General features: G+C 67.9%; 22 protein-coding genes. 6 read left to right on the plus strand and 16 right to left on the minus strand.

Features of this window, described 5'->3' with window-relative positions; translation table 11 throughout:
* Positions 1-7: 7 nt before the first annotated feature.
* The 12 genes from AK36_RS23740 to AK36_RS23795 form a co-directional block, all read right to left on the minus strand.
* Positions 8-1,060 carry a MucB/RseB C-terminal domain-containing protein gene (locus AK36_RS23740; protein ID WP_011883963.1) on the minus strand — a complete coding sequence of 351 codons (1,053 nt, stop codon included), beginning with the start codon at positions 1,058-1,060 and terminating at the stop codon, positions 8-10.
* Between the two features lie 5 nt (positions 1,061-1,065).
* Positions 1,066-1,683, minus strand: coding sequence for a sigma-E factor negative regulatory protein (locus AK36_RS23745; RefSeq protein ID WP_011883962.1), 618 nt, complete (start codon positions 1,681-1,683; stop codon positions 1,066-1,068).
* A gap of 88 nt (positions 1,684-1,771) precedes the next feature.
* On the minus strand, positions 1,772-2,371 hold the full coding sequence (rpoE, locus tag AK36_RS23750; RefSeq protein ID WP_011883961.1) for an RNA polymerase sigma factor RpoE: 600 nt from the start codon (positions 2,369-2,371) through the stop codon (positions 1,772-1,774).
* Between the two features lie 90 nt (positions 2,372-2,461).
* Complete coding sequence (locus AK36_RS23755; RefSeq protein ID WP_014722720.1) at positions 2,462-2,926, minus strand: hypothetical protein; 465 nt, start codon at positions 2,924-2,926, stop codon at positions 2,462-2,464.
* Positions 2,927-2,937: 11 nt separating this feature from the next.
* Positions 2,938-4,170, minus strand: a complete 1,233-nt coding sequence (gene fabF, locus AK36_RS23760) for a beta-ketoacyl-ACP synthase II (RefSeq protein ID WP_011883959.1) — start codon at positions 4,168-4,170, stop codon at positions 2,938-2,940.
* Between the two features lie 164 nt (positions 4,171-4,334).
* Positions 4,335-4,574 (minus strand): acyl carrier protein, encoded by a 240-nt coding sequence (gene acpP / locus AK36_RS23765; protein ID WP_004197638.1) that lies wholly within the window; start codon positions 4,572-4,574, stop codon positions 4,335-4,337.
* A gap of 144 nt (positions 4,575-4,718) precedes the next feature.
* Entirely contained in the window at positions 4,719-5,468 is a 750-nt protein-coding gene (fabG, locus tag AK36_RS23770; RefSeq protein WP_011883958.1) for a 3-oxoacyl-ACP reductase FabG, read from the minus strand.
* Between the two features lie 36 nt (positions 5,469-5,504).
* Positions 5,505-6,437 carry an ACP S-malonyltransferase gene (fabD, locus tag AK36_RS23775; RefSeq protein ID WP_011883957.1) on the minus strand — a complete coding sequence of 311 codons (933 nt, stop codon included), beginning with the start codon at positions 6,435-6,437 and terminating at the stop codon, positions 5,505-5,507.
* A gap of 85 nt (positions 6,438-6,522) precedes the next feature.
* Positions 6,523-7,512 (minus strand): beta-ketoacyl-ACP synthase III, encoded by a 990-nt coding sequence (locus AK36_RS23780; protein ID WP_045579323.1) that lies wholly within the window; start codon positions 7,510-7,512, stop codon positions 6,523-6,525.
* Complete coding sequence (gene plsX, locus AK36_RS23785) at positions 7,513-8,619, minus strand: phosphate acyltransferase PlsX (RefSeq protein ID WP_011883953.1); 1,107 nt, start codon at positions 8,617-8,619, stop codon at positions 7,513-7,515.
* 129 nt (positions 8,620-8,748) lie between these two features.
* Positions 8,749-8,928, minus strand: coding sequence for a 50S ribosomal protein L32 (gene rpmF / locus AK36_RS23790; RefSeq protein WP_006051932.1), 180 nt, complete (start codon positions 8,926-8,928; stop codon positions 8,749-8,751).
* A 98-nt stretch (positions 8,929-9,026) separates the two neighbouring features.
* Positions 9,027-9,662 carry a DUF177 domain-containing protein gene (locus AK36_RS23795; RefSeq protein ID WP_011883952.1) on the minus strand — a complete coding sequence of 212 codons (636 nt, stop codon included), beginning with the start codon at positions 9,660-9,662 and terminating at the stop codon, positions 9,027-9,029.
* A gap of 260 nt (positions 9,663-9,922) precedes the next feature.
* Between AK36_RS23795 and AK36_RS23800 the strand changes: the two genes are divergently transcribed.
* Positions 9,923-10,552 (plus strand): Maf-like protein, encoded by a 630-nt coding sequence (locus AK36_RS23800; RefSeq protein WP_034194220.1) that lies wholly within the window; start codon positions 9,923-9,925, stop codon positions 10,550-10,552.
* Positions 10,549-11,271, plus strand: coding sequence for an SAM-dependent methyltransferase (locus tag AK36_RS23805; RefSeq protein ID WP_045579324.1), 723 nt, complete (start codon positions 10,549-10,551; stop codon positions 11,269-11,271). The genes AK36_RS23800 and AK36_RS23805 overlap by 4 nt, the downstream gene beginning before the upstream one ends.
* 89 nt (positions 11,272-11,360) lie before the next feature.
* Here AK36_RS23805 and AK36_RS23810 read toward each other — a convergent pair whose 3' ends face one another.
* Genes AK36_RS23810 through AK36_RS23825 form a run of 4 tightly spaced genes read right to left on the minus strand, consistent with a single transcriptional unit; the run spans position 11,361 to position 14,448 of the window.
* The gene (locus tag AK36_RS23810) at positions 11,361-12,350 is read right to left on the minus strand and encodes a S49 family peptidase (protein WP_011883936.1); all 990 of its coding nucleotides are present in this window, start codon (positions 12,348-12,350) and stop codon (positions 11,361-11,363) included.
* Positions 12,351-12,374: 24 nt separating this feature from the next.
* Positions 12,375-12,782 carry a Rieske (2Fe-2S) protein gene (locus tag AK36_RS23815; protein ID WP_011883935.1) on the minus strand — a complete coding sequence of 136 codons (408 nt, stop codon included), beginning with the start codon at positions 12,780-12,782 and terminating at the stop codon, positions 12,375-12,377.
* Positions 12,779-13,438 carry an HAD-IA family hydrolase gene (locus AK36_RS23820; RefSeq protein ID WP_011883934.1) on the minus strand — a complete coding sequence of 220 codons (660 nt, stop codon included), beginning with the start codon at positions 13,436-13,438 and terminating at the stop codon, positions 12,779-12,781. Before AK36_RS23820 ends, AK36_RS23815 begins: the two co-directional genes overlap by 4 nt.
* Before the next feature lie 5 nt (positions 13,439-13,443).
* A complete protein-coding gene (locus AK36_RS23825) occupies positions 13,444-14,448 on the minus strand; it encodes an RluA family pseudouridine synthase (RefSeq protein ID WP_034194222.1) in 1,005 nt (334 codons plus the stop codon).
* A 725-nt stretch (positions 14,449-15,173) separates the two neighbouring features.
* On the opposite strand from AK36_RS23825, the gene AK36_RS23830 reads away from it, so the two are divergent.
* The 4 genes from AK36_RS23830 (at position 15,174) to moeA (ending at position 21,692) form a co-directional block, all read left to right on the plus strand.
* On the plus strand, positions 15,174-18,398 hold the full coding sequence (locus AK36_RS23830) for an Rne/Rng family ribonuclease (protein WP_045579325.1): 3,225 nt from the start codon (positions 15,174-15,176) through the stop codon (positions 18,396-18,398).
* Between the two features lie 125 nt (positions 18,399-18,523).
* Positions 18,524-19,636 (plus strand): GTP 3',8-cyclase MoaA, encoded by a 1,113-nt coding sequence (gene moaA, locus AK36_RS23835; protein ID WP_045579326.1) that lies wholly within the window; start codon positions 18,524-18,526, stop codon positions 19,634-19,636.
* A gap of 28 nt (positions 19,637-19,664) precedes the next feature.
* Positions 19,665-20,282 carry a molybdenum cofactor guanylyltransferase MobA gene (gene mobA, locus AK36_RS23840; RefSeq protein ID WP_045579327.1) on the plus strand — a complete coding sequence of 206 codons (618 nt, stop codon included), beginning with the start codon at positions 19,665-19,667 and terminating at the stop codon, positions 20,280-20,282.
* Positions 20,283-20,387: 105 nt separating this feature from the next.
* A complete protein-coding gene (gene moeA, locus AK36_RS23845) occupies positions 20,388-21,692 on the plus strand; it encodes a molybdopterin molybdotransferase MoeA (protein ID WP_045579328.1) in 1,305 nt (434 codons plus the stop codon).
* Positions 21,693-21,727 lie beyond the last annotated feature (35 nt).

Consider the following 21,727-nt stretch of genomic DNA (forward strand, 5'->3'; position numbering starts at 1 on the left):
CGTAGCGTTACTTGGAAGCCTTGTATTCTATGGCAGACGCGAACTGCTGCAACGTGGCCGGGGGCACTTCGCCGAGCACGGTGATCCAGTAGTCGCCGCGGCGCTTCACGAGCACGTGCGTCGCGCCGGTGCTGCCCGCGCCTTCCTTGCGCGTATTCTTTTCGGCCGGCTCGATGAAGACCGAGATCGTCGCCAGCCCGTCGGTGAAGACGGCCTGGTCGACCGGAATCGGCGGATCGCCTGCGTCGCGCGCGGCCATCGGCCGGCGCACCTCGCGAATCTTGCGAAAGCCGGCGATCGTCGGCGCGATCTGCCAGCCCTGCGCTTCCATGTCGACCGTCGCAACCGGCGGGCGGACCACCGTCCAGCCGCTCAGATTGCGCATGCCGGCCGCGATCGCGGACTTATCGCCGGCGGCACCGCCCGTCTGCAACTGCGAGAACGCGACCTGCTCGAGCACGTGATCACTCGCGTCGAGCGTCTGCGAACGCAGCAGCAACCCGGTGCGCGCATCGGCCCACAGCTTGTACGTGAAGCGGTACGCATCCTTCGGCACGAGCTCGACGACCTGCGCATCGACGCCGGCGACGCGGTCGCGGCCGAGCAGCTTCGCGTCATAAACGGACATCACGTGCTCGCCCGGCGCACCGAGCAGCGCGGGGAACGAATCGCGCGTCTGGCGGCGCTCGACCACGCAGAGCTTGCGCTCGGGGACGAACGTATACAACTCGTCGTTGTGCCGCAGCACCTTGCGCGGCTTGCCGTCGAGTGACTCGATGCGCTCGAATTCGCCGTCACGCGACGCGACGTGCGCAATGCGCGACGATTGCACGTAGCCGCCGCGCTGGTAGACGAACGTGCCTTCGTAGCTCTGCTGCTGCGCCGCCTGCTGGATGCGGTCGAGCCAGTCGGCCGCGCCCTTGCGGGTGGCGACGGGATCGTCCGGTTGCTGGGCGCTGGCGGGAAGGGATTGAACGGACAACAGGGCGGCTGCGCAAAGCAGGAGGGCCGGCAGCCGCTTCCATCCGGAGATGGCGTGATTCAACTGCAATGTCCGCATCGGGTTTATTGGCCTGGCGTGGTGGACACCGCGGCGCGGATCAGCGGCATCGAGCCCGTAACGACGGGCTGCTGCGCAAATTGCTGATGCGCTTCGAGGTATTGATCGAGACTGGCGTCGCGGATGATGTTGACGTCCTGCAGCGCCGGCTGCGTAGACGCCTGAGCGACCGTCACGCGCTGCAGGCCGCCGCTTTGCGGCGCGCCGACCGATGCGACCTGGACTGCGCCCGGCACGCCGGCCGTCTGCATCTGCGGCACGACGATCCACGTCAGCGTGGCGGCCGCGGCGGCCACCGCGAACGCCGGCACGACCCTGCGGCGCAGCGACAGCAGCTTGCGCGCAGCCGGCGCGGCGGCCGGCGCCAGCAGGTGCGGCTCGCTGTCGAGCGCAGCCGCCATGCGCGCGGTGAACGCGACGCTGCGAGCCGGCGACAGCGTGAGCTCGTCCGAGCGCAGCGCATCGCCGATCAGATGGTACTGGGCCCACGTCGCGCGATCCGCGCCGTTCAGCTCAGCCAGAAACTGCCCGTGATCCGGACCGTCGAACAGTTCCCCGTCGACCAGAGCGGAAAGGCGCTCGCCGCGCGAGCACGCTTGCGACTGCGTATTGACCGACCCCATGATGCTCCCCATCTTGCACACACCCCGTCGTGATTTCACGACCCTATCCGTAACTAGACCCCGACCCGCGTCGTTGCACCCATCGCGCTTACCAGCGCTTGCCTTCGGGCGTATCGAGCAGCGGACGCAATTTTGCAGCGATTGCCTCGCGAGCCCGGAAGATCCGCGATCGAACCGTCCCGATCGGGCAGTTCATCATTTCCGCGATTTCTTCGTAGCTCAGGCCCTCGATCTCGCGCAGCGTAATCGCCTGACGCAATTCTTCGGGCAGGACGGCCATTGCAGCGTTGACCGTCTCGGCAATCTGCTTGCTCATCAACATCGACTCTGGCGTGTTGATATCCCTTAGTTGGTCTGCGTCGGAGAAAGTTTCCGCCTCCTCGGCATCGGCCTCGGTGGAGGTCGGCGCCCGACGGCCTTGCGTCGCAAGGTAGTTCTTCGCCGTGTTGACGGCAATCCGGTACAACCACGTGTAGAACGCGGACTCACCGCGAAATTGCGGCAGCGCACGATACGCCTTGATGAACGCGTCCTGGGCCACGTCCTCGACCTCGGCGGGATCCCGCACGAGGCGCGAGATCAGCCGAATGATCTTGCGGTGGTATTTGGAGACCAGGAGTTCGAACGCCGCCTTGTCGCCTTTCTGTACGCGCTCGACCAGAGCCTGATCGATTTCTTTTTCACTCACCTGACAAATCCGTTAACTAGGGATGCAACGCGGAGCGTTATTGTAGCGTTCCGCCGCCGGCCGCTGGTTACGGTACGTAACGAGCCGCGATCATGCCCGCCCCGTCGTGCGCGCGGTACGCGCGAGCACGGACAGCGCGCTGAACGACGCGGCGTCGAGCGCGTCGGCCGGGATCAGCAACGGCCGCGCGCGGCGGGCGCCTTGCCCGACCGACAGCACGAGCAGCAGGCTGCTCCAGTGTGCATGGCCGGTCACCCGGCCGCGGGCCAGCAAGCGCCCGCCGCGGCTGAACGCCGCGATCTCCCCGAATGCATCGATGCGCAGCTCCGCCGGCAGGCGGTGCGCAAAGGCCCGCACCGCGCACGACGTCAGCAGCGCTGCCGTCGCCGCGGCCATGCCCGCGCCGGCGGCAGCACCCGCGCGCGGGGCCCAGAACAGGTACACGGACGCGGCGCACGCCGCGACGAACGCTGCCAGCACGACATACGACACGGCCGAGGCCCGCAACGCAAAGCGCTGCGGACGCCCGGCCGGAGCATCGAATGGACTCGTCAAGCGATTCGACGTCAGACGCGCTTGAATACCAGCGTGCCGTTGGTGCCGCCGAAGCCGAAGTTGTTCTTCACGGCCACGTCGATCTTCAGGTCACGCGCGGTGTTCGCGCAGTAATCGAGATCGCACTCCGGGTCCTGGTTGAAGATGTTGATGGTCGGCGGCGACACGTTGTTGTGCAACGCCAGCACCGTGAACACCGACTCGAGGCCGCCCGCGCCACCGAGCAGGTGACCCGTCATCGACTTCGTCGAGTTCACGGCGAGCTTGTACGCGTGCTCGCCGAACGCCGCCTTCACCGCGTCCGACTCGTTCTTGTCGCCCAGCTGCGTCGACGTGCCGTGCGCGTTCAGGTACTGCACCTCGTCCGGATTCACGCCGGCATCGCGCAGCGCCGCGACCATGCAGCGGCGCGGACCGTCCATGTTCGGCGCGGTCATGTGGTACGCATCGCCGGTCATGCCGAAGCCGGAGACTTCCGCATAGATCTTCGCGCCGCGCGCCTTCGCCGCCTCGTACTCTTCCAGCACCATCACGCCCGAACCCTCGCCCAGCACGAAGCCGTCGCGGTCCTTGTCCCACGGGCGCGACGCGGTTGCCGGGTCGTCGTTGCGGGTCGACAGCGCGCGCGCGGCCGCGAAACCGCCGATGCCGAGCGGCGACACCGTCGATTCGGCGCCACCCGCGACCATCACGTCGGCGTCGCCGGCCTGGATCAGGCGCGCCGCGAGGCCGATGCTGTGCAGACCGGTCGTGCAGGCCGTGACGGCCGCGAGGTTCGGGCCCTTCAGGCCGAACATGATGCTCAGGTGGCCCGAGATCATGTTGATGATCGAACCCGGCACGAAGAACGGCGAAATCCGGCGCGGGCCGCGATCGACGTAGGTCTGGTGCGTGTCTTCGATCATCGGCAGGCCGCCGATGCCGGAGCCGACCAGCACGCCGATGCGCTCCGCATTGGCTTCGTTCACTTCGAGGCCGCTGTCCCGGATAGCCTGGACACCGGCTGCGATGCCGTAATGGATGAACGTATCCATGCCGCGGGCTTCCTTCGCCGGGATGTACTCCTCGACGTTGAAACCCTTCACTTCGCCCGCGAAATGGCAAGCGAGGTTCGACGCATCGAACTTCGTGACGGTGGCGATACCGGACTTGCCGGCGACGAGATTGGCCCAGCCGTCGGCAACATTATTGCCAACAGGCGAAATCAGCCCCAGGCCTGTAACAACAACACGACGGCGGCTCACGGTAACCTCTTTTCCATTATTGGATGACAAAAACAAAAGCCACAGTGGCCACAGGAACCAGCCCTGCGAGCCCTGTGGCTGTTAGTCCGTCCGGCGCGAAGCCGGCAGGATGGCGCGTCAATCGCGAAGATCGCGGCGACGTGGCGGACGAGCGCGAAAGGCGCTTACGCCTTGACGTTTGCGCGAGCGTAGTCGATCGCTTGCTGAACCGTCGTGATCTTCTCTGCTTCTTCGTCCGGGATTTCCATGCCGAACTCGTCTTCCAGAGCCATCACCAGTTCGACCGTGTCGAGCGAGTCTGCACCCAGATCGTTCACGAACGATGCTTCGTTCTTGATCTCGGCTTCCGCGACGCCCAGTTGCTCAGCGACGATCTTCTTGACACGTTGTTCGATGTTATCCATTACCCCTCCGAGGGAAAGTTCAGATTTACAAGTGCGCGCATTTTATCAGGTTTGCTGACGCCAAAACGCGCGTTGGCTTGATGGTCGATCAAGCGCCGATCCGCCTGAAAAACGGGATACGGCGCGGATGGTAAACGAAAACCGTTACGACATGTACATGCCGCCGTTCACGTGCAGCGTCGTGCCGGTGATGTAACCGGCCTGCGGCGACGCGAGAAACGCGACGGCATGGGCGATGTCCTCCGGACTGCCGAGGCGGCCGAGCGGAATCTGGGTCTTGAGCGCGGCCTGCTGTTCTTCCGGCAGCGTCTTGGTCATGTCGGTGTCGATGAAGCCCGGCGCCACGCAGTTGACCGTGATGCCGCGGCTGCCGATTTCGCGAGCCAGCGCGCGCGTCATGCCCGCCACGCCGGCCTTCGCGGCCGCGTAGTTGGCCTGCCCCGGATTGCCGGCCGAGCCGACCACCGACGTGATGTTGATGATGCGCCCGCCGCGGGCCTTCATCATCGGGCGCAGCACCGCGCGCGACAGCCGGAACACCGACTTCAGGTTGGTGTCGATCACCGCGTCCCAGTCCTCGTCCTTCATCCGCATCGCGAGCTGGTCCTGCGTGATCCCGGCGTTGTTGACGAGCACGTTCAGCGCGCCGAATTCCTTCACGGTCGCGTCGATCAACGCTTCGGCCGCAGCCGCGTCGTTGACGTTCAGCACCGCGCCGCGACCCGTCACGCCCGCTTCCGCGAACCCGGCGCTAATCGCGGCCGCGCCCGATTCGCTCGTCGCCGTGCCGATCACCGTCGCGCCCAGGCGCGCGAGTTCGAGCGCGATCGCACGGCCGATGCCGCGCGATGCGCCGGTCACAATCGCGACCTGTTTGTCGAGAGTCTTTTCCATGAATCGAATATCCGTCTCTTGAGGAAAGGCGCCGCGTCAGGCGGTCGCCAGCTTCAGCGCTTCGTCGAGCGACGCCGGATCGAACACCGACGCGCCGACCAGATTGCCGTCGATGCGCTTCGTCAGCCCCGCCAGCACCTTGCCCGGCCCGCACTCGATCACGTGCGTGACGCCCGTGGCGGCGATGTGCTGCACGCACTCGACCCAGCGCACCGGGCCGGCGGCCTGGCGCACCAGCGCATCCTTGATCGCGGCCGGATCGCTGACCACCGCGACGTCGATGTTGTTGACCACCGGAATCTGCGGAGCCTTCACGTCGATGTTCGCCAGATAGTCGCGCAGCTGGTCCGACGCCGGCTTGAGCAGCGACGAATGGAACGGCGCCGACACCGGCAGCGGCAGCGCGCGCTTCGCACCCTTCGCCTTCGCGATCTCGCACGCCTTTTCGACGGCCGCCTTCGCGCCCGCGATCACGACCTGCGCCGGCGCGTTGAAGTTCACGGCTTCGACGACGCCCGCTTGCGCCGCTTCCGCGCACACCGCGCGCACCGTGTCGTCGTCGAGGCCGAGGATCGCGGCCATGCCGCCCTGGCCGACCGGCACCGCGGTCTGCATCGCCTGCGCACGGAAGCGCACGAGCGGCACCGCGTCCTTGAACGCGAGCGCGCCTGCGGCGACGAGCGCCGTGTATTCGCCGAGGCTGTGGCCCGCGACGATCGACGGCGCCGGGCCGCCGGCCTGCTGCCATGCGCGATAGCACGCGTATGCGGCCGTCAGCATCACCGGCTGCGTGTTGGTCGTGAGATTCAGTTCTTCAGCCGGGCCTTCGGCGATCAGCTTGCCGAGATCCTGGCCGAGTGCATCGGATGCTTCCGCGAGCGTCTCGCGCACGACGGCCAGATCGGCGAATGCGTTCAGCATGCCGACCGACTGCGAGCCCTGCCCCGGAAAAACGAATGCAAATTTCATATCGTCCCCAATTGAATCGATTCGGACGGCGCGCGCGAACGGCGCGCCGGTTCGGGATCCGCGCGCAGCAGTCGCGCGCTGCGGATCAGAAGCGGAAGACCGACGCGCCCCAGGTGAAGCCGCCGCCGACGCCTTCGATCAGCACGTGCTGACCGCGCTGGATGCGGCCGTCGCGGACCGCGACGTCGAGCGCCATCGGGATCGACGCAGCCGACGTGTTGCCGTGCTGGTCGACCGTCACGACCATGCGCTCCTGCGGCAGGCCGAGCTTGCGGCAGGTGCTGGTCATGATGCGGATGTTGGCCTGGTGCGGAATCAGCCAGTCGATCTGCTCGGGCGCGAGGTTCGCCTTCGCGAGCGCTTCGACCGCGACCTTTTCCAGCACGTTGACCGCGAGCTTGAACACCGCCTGCCCGTCCATGTGCAGGAACGCGCTGCCTTCGATCACGCCGCGATTGACGTTGCCCGGCGTGCACAGGATGTTCGAATAGCTGCCGTCCGCGTGCAGCGCGCTGCCGAGCACGCCCGGCTCTTCCGATGCGGACAGGATCACCGCGCCCGCGCCGTCGCCGAACAGCACGCAGGTCGTGCGGTCCTTGAAATCGAGAATCCGCGAGAACGTCTCCGCGCCGACGACGAGCGCCGTGCGGTGCTGGCCGCCGCGGATGAAGCTGTCGGCCATCGCCATCGCGTACGCGAAGCCGGAACACACGGCCTGCACGTCGAATGCCGCGCCGCCGCTCTTGATGCCGAGCTTGTTCTGCAGCAGGCAGGCCGTACTCGGGAACACGAAATCGGGAGTCGACGTCGCGACGATGATCAGGTCGATCGATTGCGGGTCGATGTCGGCCGCCTCGATCGCACGGCGCGCGGCTTGGTACGAGAGATCGCTGGTCGTGACGTCGGGTGCGGCGAAATGGCGCGCGTGGATGCCCGTGCGCGCCACGATCCATTCATCGCTCGTCTCGATGCCTTCCTTCGCGAGACGATCGGCAAGCTGCTGGTTCGTGACGCGGTCGGGCGGCAAATAGCTGCCCGTGCCGAGCACGCGGGAATAGAGAGTCGATTGGGCCATTTATGCTTTAGAGGATTGCGCAGCGGGAGGTTCGGCGTGTTGGCCTGCGGCCGGGCCCGTGTGGCCTGCGCCGCCTGCGTCGTGTTCGCCGTCGCCGAGCGACACCGAATTATCCGCCATCGCGCGCGTAAGGCGCTCCAGCACGCCGTTTTTGACGGCATCATACCCGCGTTTGATCGCCCACTCAAACGCGTAGGCATCGGCCGAACCGTGGCTTTTGATCACGAGACTCTTCAGCCCCAGCAACGCCGCGCCGTTGTACTGGCGATGGTCGACGCGCTTCTTGAAACGCATCAGCACGGGCAGCGCGAGCAGCGCCATCAGCTTCGACATCAGCGAACGGCCGAACTCCTCGCGGATGATGTCGGACAGCATCTGCGCGAGCCCTTCGGACGTCTTCAGCGCGACGTTGCCGACGAAGCCGTCGCAGACGATCACGTCGACCGTGCCCTTGTAGATGTCGTTGCCTTCGACGTTGCCGCGGAAATTCAGCGTGCTGGCGCGCAGCAGTTCGCCGGCGCGCTTGATCGTCTCGTTGCCCTTGATGACTTCTTCGCCGATGTTCAACAGGCCGATCGTGGGGCGCTCCTTGCCTTCGAGCGCCGCGACGAGCGCATGGCCCATCTCCGCGAACTGCAGCAGGTGCTGCGGCTCGCAGTCGACGTTCGCGCCGAGGTCGAGCATCATCGTGTAGCCGGTCGGGTTCGGCAGCGCGAACGCGATCGCGGGCCGCTCGATGCCGGGCAGCGTCTTCAGCACGTAACGGGAAACGGCCATCAGCGCGCCGGTGTTGCCGGCGGAAATACAGGCCTGGGCCGCGCCTTCCTTCACGTGATTCAGCGCGACGCGCATCGAAGAATCTTTCTTCTTGCGCAGCGCGACTTCGACAGGATCGTCCATCGCCACGACTTCGGTGGCGGGCACGATGGTCAGCGCGGGATCGTCGAGGGCTTTCAGCTTTTTCAGCTGCGCGCGAATCGCGCTTTCGATGCCGACGAGCATCAGGTGCGCATCGGGATGCGCGCGGACGAACTTGACTGCGGCGGGAACGGTCACGGACGGGCCGTGGTCGCCTCCCATGCAATCGATTGTGAGCTTTACGGTCATGGAATGCGACGAATTTCAGGCACAAAAAAGCGGCAGTTGAATGCCGCCTTTTTGTTGAGCCAGGAAAGTGTCAAGCGAACCAGTTGTCACGCGAACGGCGAACGTAGCGCGCAACGCGTGACTTGACGCTTAGTCGTTCTTCGTCTTGACGACTTTCTTGCCGCGATAGTAGCCGTTCGGGCTGACGTGGTGACGCAGATGCACTTCACCCGTGCTCGGCTCGACTGCCAGCGGCGCTGCCGTCAGGAAATCGTGCGAACGATGCATGCCGCGCTTCGACGGCGACTTCTTGTTTTGCTGGACTGCCATGACTAACTCCTAATTGATTTTCCGGATTCTAACACAGCCCGATCCGGCGCTTAACTACCCTGGCCCAAAGCCCTTACGCCTTCCCGCGCCACAACTGCTTAGTGTTTGTTGCCGCCGTCCCCGTCCTTCTTCAGCGCTTGCAGCGCTGCGAACGGATTCGGCCGTTTGCCTTCGTCCTCGTCTTCCGCGGACGCTTCATCCGCATCTTCCGAAGGACCGCTCACACCCGACACGAGGCTTTCGTGAACTGCCGGGCAAACCTCGTGCTTGGGCACGAGCGGCAGCGAAAGCAGCAACTCCTCTTCGATCAAGTCGACGAGATCGAACTGGCGCGAGCCCACGATCACATCGGCTTCATCGTCGTCGAGCGGAAATTCTTCAGCTTCTTCTTCGGTCGCCACGACGCGGTACGTCATGTCGACGTCGAACGTCTGGTCGTACGGCGCCATGCAGCGCTGGCACGTGAGCCACGCATGGCCGTGCACCGCGAGACGCAGGTACGGCTGCTGGCCGTCGCTGCCGTCGTCCTGCAGCTCCTTCTGGGTGAACCCTTCGGCCTGCCACGTGAACACCGTGTCGCGATCGGACGCGTCCGCCGGCACTTCGTTCAGCATGCGCGCCAGCTGGGACAGCCGCGTCGCACCTGCCGCCTGCCGCCCGCTGCGGGCGAATTCGAACAGGTCGACTGCGTGCGGATCCAGCGCTGCCGCCGGCTTGCCAGAAGAAGTGTTCATGTTGCGCTCCTGTCCACGGGCTGACTTGCGGGATCCGGCTCGGCCGACGTCACACGTTGGGCGCCGCTCTCTTTCATGCGCGACACGAGCCGCACACGGTTGACGTACTGTATTCCGAAGACCCGACAGGCGCCACCACAGCGCAAGCCTGTCGACGAAAAGCGGGAAAGCATACCTGTTTTACCTTTTGCGGTCAATCACTTATGCTTGCGTCCGCGCAACGCCGCATCACACCTGACGATTCACCGACCCAACCGACCATGCCGGATACCGTTTGCCGCCCGCCGCGGCTGATTCTCGCCTCCAGTTCCCGCTATCGCCGCGCGCTCCTCGAGCGCCTCGGCATACCGTTCGACACCGTGTCGCCGGACCTCGACGAAACCCCGCTCGCGGGCGAAACGCCGGCCGCGACGGCGCTGCGGCTCGCCGCCGCGAAGGCGCGCGCGGTCGCCGCGACGATCGACGCGCCCGACGGCGTGCTCGTGATCGGCTCCGATCAGGTCGCGACGTTCGACGGCCTCCAGATCGGCAAGCCGGGCACGCACGAGCGCGCGCTCGCGCAGCTTCTGTCGATGCAGGGCCGCGACGTCGAATTCCACAGCGCGCTGAGCCTGTACGACAGCCGTACCGGCAACACGCAGAGCGAGGACGTGGTGACGCGCGTGCGCTTCCGCTCGCTGCCCGAAGCCGAGCTCGACGCATATCTGCGCGCCGAGACGCCGTATGACGTGGCCGGCAGCGCGAAATCCGAAGGGCTCGGCATCGCGCTGCTCGATGCAATCGATTCCGACGACCCGACCGCGCTCGTCGGCCTGCCGCTGATCGCGCTCACGCGGATGCTGCGCGTCGCCGGCTACCCGCTGTTCGCCCACCACGGAGACCGCGCATGACGGCCGGCACGCTCTATCTCGTCCCCAACACGCTCGGCGAAGGCGACGCCGCGATGCTCGCCGCGGTGCTGCCGGCTGCCGTGCAGGCGCGCGCCGGCACGCTCGGCTATTACATCGGCGAGAACGCGAAAACGACGCGCGCGTTCCTGAAGAAGATCGGCACGACGCGGCCGATCCAGGAAATCGACATTCAGGAACTGAACGTCAATACGCCGGCCGGCGCAATCGACCGGCTGCTCGCGCCGGTGCTGGCGGGCGCCGATGCCGGGCTCGTGTCCGAGGCCGGCTGCCCCGCGGTGGCCGACCCCGGCGCGCTGCTGGTGCGCCGCGCGCACGAGCGCGGCGTGAAGGTCGTGCCGCTGGTCGGGCCGAGCTCGATCCTGCTCGCACTGATGGCATCGGGCCTGAACGGCCAAAGCTTCGCGTTCAACGGCTATCTGCCGGTCGACGCGGCCGCGCGCGCGAAGCGCCTGCGCGAGCTCGAGCAACTGTCACGCAAGGCCCGGCAGACGCAGATCTTCATCGAGACGCCATACCGCAACCAGGCGATGCTCGACACACTCGTGGCGACCTGTGCGCCGTCGACGCAGATCTGCGTCGCGGCCGATCTGACGCTCAAAACCGAGACGATCGCGAGCCGCACCGCGGCGGACTGGAAAAAGGCGGCCGCGCCGAATCTGCAGAAGCGCCCGGCGATCTTCCTGCTGCTCGCGAACTGACGGCGCACGTGGCGCGCGCCGCCGCTCGGCGGGCGGCGCGGGCGGCTCGGGCGGCTCGGGCGCGCTTGCAGCGCGCCGCGTACCGCCGTTCAGCGCAGGCTGAACGACGTGCCGGCCGCGCCGAGCGCCTTCATCGCCGCCCCGCCGGCCGCCGCGCCGAACTTGCGGGCGACGCGGTTCGTGATGCTTTCCTTCACCGTGTAGTCGACCAGATCCGGCGCCTTCAGCACGTCGCGCGCGACCGTGTCGGTCGTGCCGTAGCCGTCGGCGAGGCCGAGTTCGACGCTCTTCTCGCCGGTCCAGAACAGGCCCGAGAACATGTCGGGCGTCTCGTGCAGCCGCTTGCCGCGGCCGTCCTTCACGGCCTTGATGAACTGCGCATGGACCTGATCGAGCAGCGCCTGCGCATGGGCGTCCATCTTCGGCGTCTCGGGCGAGAACGGATCGTAGAAGCCCTTGTTTTCGCCCGACGTATGCAGGCGGCGCTCGACGCCGAGCTTGCTCATCAGCCCGGTGAAGCCGAAACCGTCCATCAGCACGCCGATCGAGCCGACGATGCTCGCCTTGTCGACGAAGATCTTGTCGGCGGCGGACGCAATGTAATAGCCGCCCGATGCGCAGATGTCGGTCACGACCACGTACAGCGGCTTGTCCGGATACGTCTTGCGCAGCCGGCGGATCTCGTCGTAAACCATCCCGGCCTGCACCGGGCTGCCGCCCGGGCTGTTGATCCGCAGCACGACGCCGGCCGTGCCGTCGTCGTCGAACGCGGCATCCAGCGCGGTGTTGATGTCTTCGGCGTTCGCATTGGTGCCGGCCGCGATTTCGCCGTCGATCGTCACCAGCGCCGTGTGGCGCCCGCTGGAGAACTTCGAGTCGCCCGAGAAATCGATCAGCGCGAACGCGAGCAGCGCGAACACGCCGAGGAACGCGAACCGGAAGAAGATCTTCCAGCGCCGCGCCGCGCGCTGTTCCTTGACGGCCGCCAGCGCGATCCGCTCGAGGGCCGCGCGCTCCCAGTTGGGCTCGCGGGAGTCGGGACGGGACGAGGAATCGGGAGTAGTCGGTTGGTCGGCCATGAAGTGGTGTCTGAAGTGGTGTCGTCAGTCGGTCGTGGCGGAAGGCGGCGCAGCGGGCACCAGGTCGGCATCCGGCACCCAGAAAACCGCGCGCCCGTCGGGCGTGTCGCGCTCGTCGACCTCGACCGGCCGCAGCCGAGCGCCGCGGCACGGGCCGCCCACGCACTTGCCCGTATCGGGCGCATAAATGGCGCCGTGCGTCGCGCACATCAGATAGAGCCCGGACGATTCGAAGAACTGCCCTTCGGCCCAGTCGAGCTCCATCGGCACGTGCGCGCAGCGGTTCAGGTAACCGTAGGCACGGCCCTCGTAGCGGACGAAGAACACGACCGCCTGCTCGCCGCGCAGCGTCGCGTCGACGCGCACGCCGGTGCCGCCGTCGGCGAGCGCGTCCGATGCGCAGACGCGCACGGCGGCCGGCGCCGCACTCATGCGTGCTCCCGCAGCCACGCCGCGAGCGCGACGACGTCCGGCGCGACGAAGCGCGGCGCCAGCGCGGCCAGCGCGTCGGCCGTATGCGCACCGTACGACACGCCGACGCCGGCCGCCCCGGCACTTGCCGCCATCTGCAGGTCGTGCGTCGTGTCGCCGATCATCACGGTGCGCGCCAGATCCTGCCCCAGTTCGCGGGACAGTTCGTGCAGCATCGCCGGGTGCGGCTTCGAGAACGTTTCGTCCGCGCAGCGGGTCGCGTCGAACAGGCTCGTCAGCTTCGACTGGTCGAGCACGCGGTTCAGGCCCACCCGCCCCTTGCCGGTCGCGACCGCGAGCAGGTAGCCCACGTCGCGCAATTCCGCGAGCAGTTCGCGCACGCCGGCAAACAGCTCGATGCGCTGGTCGTCCAGCAGGTAGTGATAGCGGTAGCGTTCGGCGAGCCGCGGATAGTCGGACGGATCGAGGCTCGGCGCGGCGATCTGCAGCGCATCGCGCAGGCCGAGGCCGATCACGTAGCGGGACGCTTCGTCGGACGGCGCGGGCAGGCCGAGATCGCGGCACGCGGCCTGGATGCTGTACGCGATGTGCGCAGTCGAATCCATCAGCGTGCCGTCCCAGTCGAAGACGATCAGATCAAATTGCTGTCGGGCCATGCGAGTCACGCGGTATCGCGCAGAGCGCTGAGTTGATCGAGAAAGCGCCGGCATTCGTCCGGCAGCGGCGCATCGAACTGCAGCGGCTCGCCGCTCAGCGGATGTGCGAGCTTCAGGCGGTACGCGTGCAGGAACATCCGTTTGAGCGACGGCTGCGCGTTCGCGCGCGCCAGCGCCTTGTTCAGGGCGAAATCGCCATACTTGGCGTCGCCCGCGATGGGCAAGCCGAGATGCGCGAGATGCACACGGATCTGATGGGTCCGACCCGTTTTGAGTTCCGCTTCGACGAGCGCGTAGTCGGGCCAGCGCTCGATCAGGTTGAACACCGTGTGCGACGGCAGGCCGTCGTCCTGCACGCGCACGCGCCGCTCGCCTTCCGCGGTCGAATACTTGAAGAGCGGCGCCTTCACCACCCGGCGACGCCCCCAGTCGGGCTGCCACTGGCCGTGTCCGCAGGCGAAATAGCGCTTGTCCATCCGGTTTTCGCGGATCTGCTCGTGCAGCCCCACCAGCGCCGTGCGCTTCTTCGCGAGCATCAGGATCCCGGACGTCTCGCGATCGAGCCGGTGCACCAGTTCGAGGAACTTCGCGCGCGGGCGCGCCTGCCGCATCTGTTCGATCACGCCGAACGCGACGCCGCTGCCGCCGTGCACGGCGACGCCGGCCGGCTTGTTGATGACGAGCATCGCGTCGTCCTCGTACAGCACGTCGAACTGCGCGGGCGGGACGATCGGCGTTTCGGCGCGGGCCAGATCGGCCGCCGCCACCCGCACGGGCGGCACGCGCACGAGATCGCCGAGCGCGAGCCGGTACTGGGCGTCGACCCGGCCCTTGTTCACGCGCACTTCGCCGCTGCGCAGGATCCGGTAGACATGGCTCTTGGGCACGCCCTTACAGACGCGCAACAGGAAGTTGTCGATCCGCTGACCGGCCGAGTTTTCGTCGATCTCGATCATCGATACCTGACCGCTTGCGACCGAATTCTGGGATATTTTGCCTAACTCATTCATACTGAATATAATTTTGCCCAGCCTGACGTTGAGGGTGGCCTGACAGGCCGGCCCCGGCTGAATCGGGCAAGGCGCAAGCGCAAACCGCTATTTTACTTGCGCCGGGGGTCTGCTGCTCGCCCTTAACCAAAGAGATGCAGCAAGTTGCACGCACGGCGCCGCTCGTCGGCAAGGATCGCGCCCACAGGCGAATTCGGTCGGCAAGGCGCCGCGGTAACGGAAAGTTGGTTGAAAAGAATTTGATCGGCAGCCCGACGGCGCGAAGTGCGTCCGCAGGCTGCCGGTTGCGAAAATTACGGCGTTGCGCCCGATTTGGCCCCGCGAAGCGTGCGGGGCTTGGCGACGTCAAACCAGGGAAGTACACCCCAGGCGGGAAAGTCGGGCTGGATTCGATACTCCCCGCTGCGGCCCAAGCCGCAGCATCTGCCGCCCGTCGGCGCGCGCGACGCATTGCGCGCGCCCCGTGGCAGTGCCCCGGCCTCAGGCTTAGCGCGCTTGTGCAGCGTGCGGTGTGTGGACGCCTGCTTTGAAGCCGTGTTCGCAGGTGCCCTATGGCCGCCGGCCCCATGTTTCGGGCCCAAGCGCCTCTTCAGGCAATTCTCCCCGCCATCCTTCCCGCTCCAGCGTGCTCGTGACAACACAACAAGGTGCGGCCTGCCGTCGTCCCCGCTCTCGCGACTGACAAAACCGCGAGGCGCCGGCAGTAGAGCCGCCTGGAGTCGTTCATGAAACGCATGCTGTTCAATGCGACGCAGCAGGAGGAGCTGCGCGTCGCCATCGTCGATGGGCAAAAGCTCATCGACATCGACATCGAGACAGCCGGGCGCGAACAGCGCAAAGGCAATATCTACAAAGGTGTCGTCACCCGTATCGAGCCGTCGCTCGAAGCGTGCTTCGTCAACTACGGCGAAGACCGCCACGGCTTCCTGCCGTTCAAGGAAGTCGCCCGCCAGTACTTCAAGGAAGGCATCGACATGCGCTCCGCGCGCATCCAGGATGCGCTGCGCGAGGGCCAGGAGCTGATCGTCCAGGTCGAGAAGGAGGAGCGCGGCAACAAGGGCGCGGCGCTCACGACCTTCATCTCGCTCGCCGGCCGCTACCTGGTGCTGATGCCGAACAACCCGCGCGGCGGCGGCGTGTCGCGCCGGATCGAAGGCGACGAGCGTCAGGAACTGCGCGAAACCATGGCGCAGCTGCAGATTCCGGACGGCATGAGCATGATCGCCCGTACCGCGGGCATCGGCCGCAGCGCCGAGGAACTGCAATGGGACCTGAACTACCTGCTGCAGCTGTGGCGCGCGATCGAAGCGGCGTCGCAAAGCGGTAACTCGGGTCAGCCGATGCTGATCTATCTGGAATCGAGCCTCGTGATCCGCGCGATCCGCGACTATTTCCAGCCCGATATCGGCGAAATCCTGATCGACACGACCGAGATCTACGATCAGGCCCGTGCGTTCATGGACATCGTGATGCCGGACAACGTGTCGAAGGTGAAGCGCTACCACGACGACGTGCCGCTGTTCTCGCGCTTCCAGATCGAGCACCAGATCGAAACGGCCTACTCGCGCACGGTGCCGCTGCCGTCGGGCGGCGCGATCGTGATCGACCACACCGAGGCGCTCGTCGCGATCGACGTGAACTCGGCGCGCGCCACCAAGGGCGCCGACATCGAGGAAACGGCGACGCGCACGAACCTGGAAGCCGCCGACGAAGTGGCCCGCCAGCTGCGCCTGCGCGACCTCGGTGGCCTGATCGTGATCGACTTCATCGACATGGAGTCGGCCAAGAGCCAGCGCGAAGTCGAGCAGCGCCTGAAAGACGCGCTCAAGCACGACCGTGCGCGCGTGCAGATGGGCAAGATCTCCCGCTTCGGCCTGATGGAGCTGTCGCGTCAGCGCCTGCGTCCGGCGCTGTCGGAAGGCAGCCACGTGACGTGCCCGCGTTGCAACGGCACGGGCCACATCCGCGACACCGAATCGTCCGCGCTGCAGGTGCTGCGGATCATTCAGGAAGAAGCGATGAAGGAAAACACCGCGGCGATCCACTGCCAGGTGCCGGTCGAAGTGACCGCCTTCCTGCTCAACGAAAAGCGTCAGGAAATCAACAAGATCGAGTCGCGCTTCAAGGTCGGCATCGTGCTGATCCCGAACAAGCACCTCGATACGCCGCACTACAAGCTCGAACGCCTGCGTCACGACGACGCGCGCCTCGACGACCCGCGTGCGTCGTGGAAGATGGCCGAGGAAGCGGCGCGCGAGCTGGAGTCGGAAACCGGCTACAGCAAGCGCACGGCCGACGTGAAGCCGAAGCAGGAAGCGGCGGTCAAGGGCATCACGCCCGAACGTCCGGCGCCGAGCCCTGCAGCGCCGCGCCCGGCCGAGCCGGTCGCGGCCGCACCGGCGCCCGCCCCGGCTCCGGTCGCGCCGGCGAGCGGCGGCTTCATCGGCTGGCTGAAGGGCCTGTTCGGCATGGCGCCGGCGGCCGCACCGGCGCCCGCGCCGGTCGCACCGGCCCCGGTCAGCGAACCGGCTGCCCGTCCGGCCCGCGAGCGCACCGAGAAGTCGGAGCAGCGCGGCGGCGATCGCAACCGTAACCGTCGTGGCGGCCCGCAGGCTCAGGGCGGACGCGACCAGGCAGCGGCAGGCCGCGGCCCGCGCCTCGAGCGCGAAGGCAAGGAAGCGCGCGAGCCGCGTGAACCGCGCGAAGGTCGTGAACCGCGCGAGGCTCGCGAGCCGCGTGAAGGCCGCGAACCGCGCGAGAACCGCGAAGGTCGTGAGGGCCGCGAAGGTCGCGAAGGCCGAGGCCCGCGCGAAGGTCGCGAGCCGCGTGAAAACCGCGAGGCACGCGAGGCCCGCGAGCCCCGTGAACCGCGCGAGCGCGCCGAGCAGCTGGAAGCCGGCGACGCAGCCGGGCGCGGCGAGCGCCAGGAACGCGGCGAACGTCGCGAGCGTGGTGAACGCGGCGAGCGCGGTGAGCGCCGTAAGCCGACCCAACACGCGGCGACGCTCGAGACGGTCAACCGTGGCGAGAACCATCCGGACGAGGAAGCCGACCAGGCCGCCGCAGTTGCGCTGCCCGGCGCAGATGCCGCAGCCGACGCGGAAGCCAGTGGCGAGGAACGTCGTCGCCGCCGCCGCGGCCGCCGTGGCGGTCGTCGCGAGCGCGAGGAAGAAGGCGCAGTCGCTGAGCACGGCGTCGGCGATGAAGCCGCCGTGCAGGAAGTAGCGACCGAGTCGAGCGCAGCAGCACCGGCTCATACGGCCGCAGCGACTGCACCGGCCGCCGTGGCTGCCGTCGCGGCAGCAGGCGCCGTCGTGGCCGAAACCGCGGTCGAGCAGCACGCAGAAGCGGCCGCACCGGCCGCAGTCGAGCCGCAACCGGCACCGGTACGCGTCGAAGCGACGCCGGTCGCGCCGCTGGAGCCGGCCGTCGCCGCTCCGGCAGCCGCAACGGCATCGGTCGCCCCGGCCGCCGCTGTGGAAGCAGGCCCGGCGCCGGTCGCGGTTTCGCCGACCGACGCATTCGAAGTGCCGGCCGAGCCGGCTGCCGTCGAAGCGCCGCAGTCCGCGCCCGTCGAGCAAGCCGCGCCGGCAGCAATCGCCCCGGCACCGGTCGTCGCAGTCGAAGCCGCACCGGCCCCGGCCGAACCGGCTCGCGTCGAAGCGGCACCGGTCGAAGCTGCTCGTGTCGAAGCTGCCCCGGTCGAAGCCGTTGCAGCGCCGGCACCCGCGACGCCGGCTCCTGCGGCTGCTGCGCCCGTTTCGGCCGGCCTCGAGGTCGTACTGGAACAGGCCGGTCTGGTGTGGGTGAACACCGACGCCGACAAGTTCCGCGCCGCCCAGGAAGCCGCATCGCGCCTGCCGCGCCCGGCCCGCGTGCCGCGGGAACGCAAGCCGCTGCCGCCGGCCGATTCGACCCCGATGCAGCAGGTCGAGACGTCGCAGCGTTAAGCGCGTCGCAGCCCGAGAAAGCCCGCTTCGGCGGGCTTTTTCTTTTTCGTACCACGGGTTTGCGCTCACCAGCCCGAAACACCGCTTGCGGCTAGAATACAAGCCCGGCTCGCACTTCTTTAGATATGTCCCGACGCATCATTCCCCTCGCCGACGTCAGCGCGATGCCCGATATCTCCGGCGTCGCGCACATGCCCGACGGCGCGCTGACCGACAGGTTCGCCAGGCCGCTGCGCGACCTGCGCATCTCGGTGACGGACCGCTGCAACTTCCGGTGCGTCTACTGCATGCCGCGCGACGTGTTCGACAAGGACTACCCGTTCCTGCCGCACAGCGCGCTGCTCACGCACGAAGAGATCGAGCGCGTGGCGCGGCTGTTCGTCGCACACGGCGTCGAGAAGATCCGGATCACCGGCGGCGAGCCGCTGCTGCGCAAGAACCTCGAATTCCTGATCGAACGCCTCGCGCGCCTCACCACGCACGACGGCCGCCCGCTCGACGTCACGCTGACCACCAACGGCTCGCTGCTCGCGCGCAAGGCGCGCGCGCTGAAGGATGCCGGCCTCACGCGCGTGACGGTCAGCCTCGACGCGCTCGACGACGCGCTGTTCAAGCGCATGAACGACGCCGACTTCGCCAGCGCCGACGTGCTCGACGGCATCTTCGCCGCCCAGGCCGTGGGCCTCGCGCCGGTCAAGGTCAACATGGTCGTGAAGCGCGGCACCAACGACACGGAGATCGTGCCGATGGCCGAGCGTTTTCGCGGCACCGGCGTGATCCTGCGCTTCATCGAATACATGGACGTCGGCACGTCGAACGGCTGGAACATGACCGAAGTGCTGCCGTCGGCGGAGGTGGTCGCGCGCATCGCCGAGCACTTTCCGCTCGTGCCGCTCGAGCCTCACACGGCCGCCGAGACGGCGCAGCGCTGGGGCTATGCGGACGGCCGCGGCGAGATCGGCGTGATCTCCAGCGTCACGCAGGCCTTCTGCGGCGACTGCACGCGCGCGCGGCTGTCGACCGAAGGCAAGCTGTACCTGTGCCTGTTCGCATCGAGCGGCCACGACCTGCGCGCGCTGGTGCGCGGCGGCGCGAGCGACGCGGAGATCGCGACTGCGATCGCCCGCATCTGGCAGGCCCGCACCGACCGCTATTCGCAGCTGCGCGGCAGCGCCGCCGGCAGCGCCGCGCCCGACAGCGCGGGCAAGCGCGTCGAAATGTCGTACATCGGCGGCTGACGCGCCGCGCCCCGCCTCCCCCGTCACGATGCCCGCTTCCGTCACGCCTTCGATCACCGGCCTGCTGCTCGCCGGCGGACGCGCGACGCGCATGGACGGGGCCGACAAGGGCCTCCAGCTGCTCGACGGCACGCCGCTCGCCTTGCACGTGCTGCGCCGGCTCGCCGGCCAGGTCGACGAGATGGTGATCAGCGCGAATCGCAACGCCGCTCGCTATGCCGAACTCGGCGCGCCGTTCGGAGCGCGCGTCGTGCCGGACGAAACCCCGGACTTCGCGGGCCCGCTCGCCGGGCTGCTCGCCGGCATGCGCGCGGCGCGCGCGCCGCTCGTCGTCTGTGCGCCATGCGATACGCCCTACCTGCCGACCGACCTCGTCGCGCGACTGCACGCAGCCTTCGACGCGCATCGGGCCGACATCGCGATGGCCGTGACCGTCGACGCCCAGCACGCGCGCTCGCCGCAGCCGACCTTCGCGCTGCTGCGCACGTCGCTCGCCGACGACCTCGCCGCCGCGCTCGCAGCCGGCGAGCGCAAGGTGCGTGCGTGGTACGCACGCCACAAGACGGTCGAAGTCGAGTTTCGCGACGAGCGTGCGTTTTACAATGCCAACTCCTGGCAGGAACTCGCCGCGCTGGCCCGCCGCTGACGGCATCGGCCGCGTTTTCCGCCCGCCGCATGCGCGTCCGCGCTCAGGCGCTCCTTTCGCGCCACCGGCCACGAACCCGATACGCCTTGCGGCGCAGTCCGACCGATGATCACGCAACCCTCGTCCGCCTCCCCACCCGCACCCGCTTCCGCTGCTCCGCTGTCGCTCGCCGATGCGCAGGCGCTCGCGTGCCGCTTCGCGGTGCCGGTCGACGCGTGCGACATCGTGTCGCTACACGATGCGCTCGACCGCGTGCTCGCGGCCGACGTGAACGCGCCGTTCGACATTCCCGCTTACGACAATTCCGCGATGGACGGCTATGCGTTCGACGGCGGCGCGAGCATGGCCGCCGCATCGGCCGCATCGGCCGAGATCGCGCTGACGGTCGCCGGCACGGCGCTCGCCGGCCATCCGTTCGACGGCGTCGTCGCACCCGGCGCCTGCATCCGCATCATGACCGGCGCGCCGATGCCGGCCGGCTGCGACACCGTCATTCCGCAGGAACGCGTGCGCGTGGCGGGCGACGTCGTCCGCTTCGCCGCGCACGACGTCGCGCGCGGCGCGAATTGCCGCAAGGCCGGCGAGGATCTCGCGCGCGGCGCATGCGCGCTGGCCGCCGGCCGCATCCTGCGTCCGTCCGATCTCGGCCTGCTCGCGTCGTTCGGGCTGCGCGAGGTCACGGTGCGCCGCCGCGTGCGGGTCGCCGTGTTCTCGACCGGCGACGAGCTGCGCGAACCGGGCCAGCCGCGCGCGGACGGCACGCTGTACGACAGCAACCGCGCCATGCTGGTCGCGATGCTCGAACGGCTGCACCTCGACGCGCTCGATCTCGGCATCGTTCGCGACGATCCGGCGGCGCTCGAACGCGCGCTGCGCGATGCGGTCGCCGCAGGCGCCGACGCGGTGATCACGTCGGGCGGCGTATCGGTCGGCGAAGCGGACTTCACGCGGGACGTGATGACGCGGCTCGGCGACGTGACGTTCGCGAGCCTCGCACTGCGGCCCGGCCGGCCGCTCGCGTGCGGCACGCTCGCACGCGCCGCCGGCGATGCCGGCCATACGCTGTTCTTCGGGCTGCCCGGCAACCCGGTCGCGTCCGCCGTGACGTTCTACGCGATCGTGCGCCCGGCGCTGCTCGCGCTGGCCGGCGCGCAGACACCGCCGCCGGCGATGTACGCCGCATTCAGCACGCAGCGGCTGAACAAGCGGCCGGGCCGCACCGAATACCTGCGCGCCATCGCGACGCGTGCGGCCGACGGCCGCTGGCACGTCGCACCGGCCGGCTCGCAAAGCTCCGCATCGCTGAGCGGCCTCGCGGCCGCGAACTGTTTCATCGTCCTGGGCCACGACTGCGCGGCGGTCGACGCGGGCGCCCCGGTCGACATCCTGCCGCTCGACGGCCTGATCTGAATTCCAATCGGTATATCTCTACGGGGGCAATCCAC

This window comes from Burkholderia vietnamiensis LMG 10929, from assembly GCF_000959445.1.
Lineage (GTDB): Bacteria > Pseudomonadota > Gammaproteobacteria > Burkholderiales > Burkholderiaceae > Burkholderia > Burkholderia vietnamiensis.